General features: G+C 69.9%; 1 protein-coding gene and 1 pseudogene. Both read left to right on the forward strand.

All coding sequences use genetic code 11. The annotated features are described in order from the left end of the window. The first annotated feature begins 282 nt into the window (after positions 1-282). A pseudogene (locus V7E46_RS33550) lies at positions 283-2,065 on the forward strand (acyl-CoA carboxylase subunit beta). Between the two features lie 175 nt (positions 2,066-2,240). Beyond that, positions 2,241-2,422, forward strand: a 182-nt coding sequence (locus tag V7E46_RS33555; RefSeq protein WP_333771928.1) for a hypothetical protein, incomplete at its 3' end; no start/stop codon positions are given.

The raw sequence follows: 2,422 nt of genomic DNA on the forward strand, positions 1-2,422 counted from the left end.
TTGGGGTGTATTATTAAAGGTAAAACCGGGGGGGGGGGGGCGGGGGGCGGGCCGGGGGGGCCCGCCGCACGACCGGCGCGCGCCGATGCCCGCCGCGTACCCGTCGCCGCGCACCCGCGGCCACTCCGACCAGGAGCCGCGGGTACGTGGCGGCTTCGGGTTCCCGAACAGCGCCGGCGGCTGTGTCCGACCGGCAGACCTGTTGACGAGGAAGGCTAGGTGAGGGACGTGCAGCAGCACGGGACCGACAAGGACACGACTCGGGGAGGCGAGTGATTCACGATGACCATCATCGAGGACATCGTGCAGACAGCGCCGGGCACCGGGGACCTGCGCGCCCGGGTCGCGGAACTGCAGGCCGTCCAGGAGCTGGCCCAGCAGGGTCCCGGCGCCCAGGCGACCGAGGCCCAGCACGCCAAGGGCAAGCTCACCGCGCGTGAGCGGATCGGCCTGCTGCTGGACGAGGGCACCTTCCGCGAGGTGGAGCCCTTGCGGCGGCACCGGNCGCCAAGGGCAAGCTCACCGCGCGTGAGCGGATCGGCCTGCTGCTGGACGAGGGCACCTTCCGCGAGGTGGAGCCCTTGCGGCGGCACCGGGCGACCGGGTTCGGGCTGGAGGCCAAACGGCCCTACACCGACGGTGTGATCACCGGCTGGGGCCTGGTGCACGGCCGTACGGTCTTCGTCTACGCGCACGACTTCCGGATCTTCGGCGGCGCGCTGGGCGAGGCCCACGCGACGAAGATCCACAAGATCATGGACATGGCGATCTCGGCCGGCGCCCCGCTGGTGTCGCTCAACGACGGGGCCGGCGCGCGTATCCAGGAGGGCGTCTCGGCGCTGGCCGGATACGGCGGCATCTTCCAGCGCAACACCCGTGCCTCCGGGGTGATCCCGCAGATCAGCGTGATGCTCGGTCCCTGCGCGGGCGGCGCCGCCTACTCGCCGGCGCTCACCGACTTCGTGTTCATGGTCCGCGAGACCTCCCAGATGTTCATCACCGGCCCCGATGTGGTGCAGGCCGTCACCGGTGAGCTGATCACCCAGAACGGCCTGGGCGGCGCCGACGTCCACGCCGGGGTGTCGGGCGTCTCGCACTTCGCCTACGACGACGAGCAGACCTGCCTCGAAGAGGTCCGCTACCTGCTCTCGCTGCTGCCGCAGAACAACCGCGAGANGTGTCGGGCGTCTCGCACTTCGCCTACGACGACGAGCAGACCTGCCTCGAAGAGGTCCGCTACCTGCTCTCGCTGCTGCCGCAGAACAACCGCGAGACGGCACCGGAGGAACCCGCCCACGACCCGGTGGACCGGCGCTGCGAGCGGCTGCTCGACCTGGTGCCCGTCGAGGGCCAGCGGCCCTACGACATGCGCGCGGTCATCGAGGAGATCGTCGACGACGGCGAATACCTGGAGATCCACGAGCACTGGGCCACCAACATCATCTGCGCCCTGGCCCGCCTCGACGGCCACACCGTCGGCATCGTGGCCAACCAGCCGCAGTCCATGGCCGGCGTCCTGGACATCCACGCCTCCGAGAAGGCCGCGCGCTTCGTCCAGTTCTGCGACGCCTTCAACATCCCGATCCTCACCCTGATCGACGTCCCCGGCTTCCTGCCCGGCGTCGGCCAGGAGCACGGCGGCATCATCAGGCACGGCGCCAAGCTCCTGTACGCCTACTGCAACGCGACAGTCCCGCGCATCTCCCTCGTGATCCGCAAGGCCTACGGGGGCGCGTACATCGTCATGGACTCCCGCTCGGTGGGCGCCGACCTGTCGTTCGCCTGGCCGTCGAACGAGATCGCGGTGATGGGCGCGGAAGGCGCGGCCAACGTCATCTTCCGCCGGCAGATCGCCGACTCCGACGACCCGGACGAGACCCGTGCGGAGATGGTCAAGCAGTACAAGGACGAACTCATGCACCCCTACTACGCGGCCGAACGCGGCCTGGTCGACGACGTCATCGACCCCGTGGACACCCGCGACATCCTGGTCCGCTCGCTGCGCATGCTGCGGACCAAGCACGCCGATCTCCCGGTGCGCAAGCACGGCAACCCGCCGCAGTGAACGCACCTGGCGGGGCGGCAGCCGACCGCCCCGCGCCATGCCGGCCGGCCGCGGTGCCCACCGCGGTCCGGCGCCAGGATCCGTACCGGCCCGCCCCCGGGACCCCAGTCGGGGCCGACCGGTACACCCAGGGCTGCCCAGCGGGGGCAGCTACTGCTTCAGGAGGCCCAGTAACGTGACCAGCCAGGTCGAAGAGGCGGAGCACTCGCCGGACGCCACCGTGTCCGACGAACAGATCAGGACCGCCAAGAAGGTCCAGCGCATGGACCGGGTGATCATCCGGTTCGCTGGTGATTCCGGTGATGGTATGCAGCTTACGGGTGATCGTTTTACGTCGGAGACGGCGTCGTTCGGTAA

The sequence above is a fragment of the Streptomyces sp. IBSBF 2435 genome (assembly GCF_036815005.1).
Taxonomy (GTDB): domain Bacteria; phylum Actinomycetota; class Actinomycetes; order Streptomycetales; family Streptomycetaceae; genus Actinacidiphila.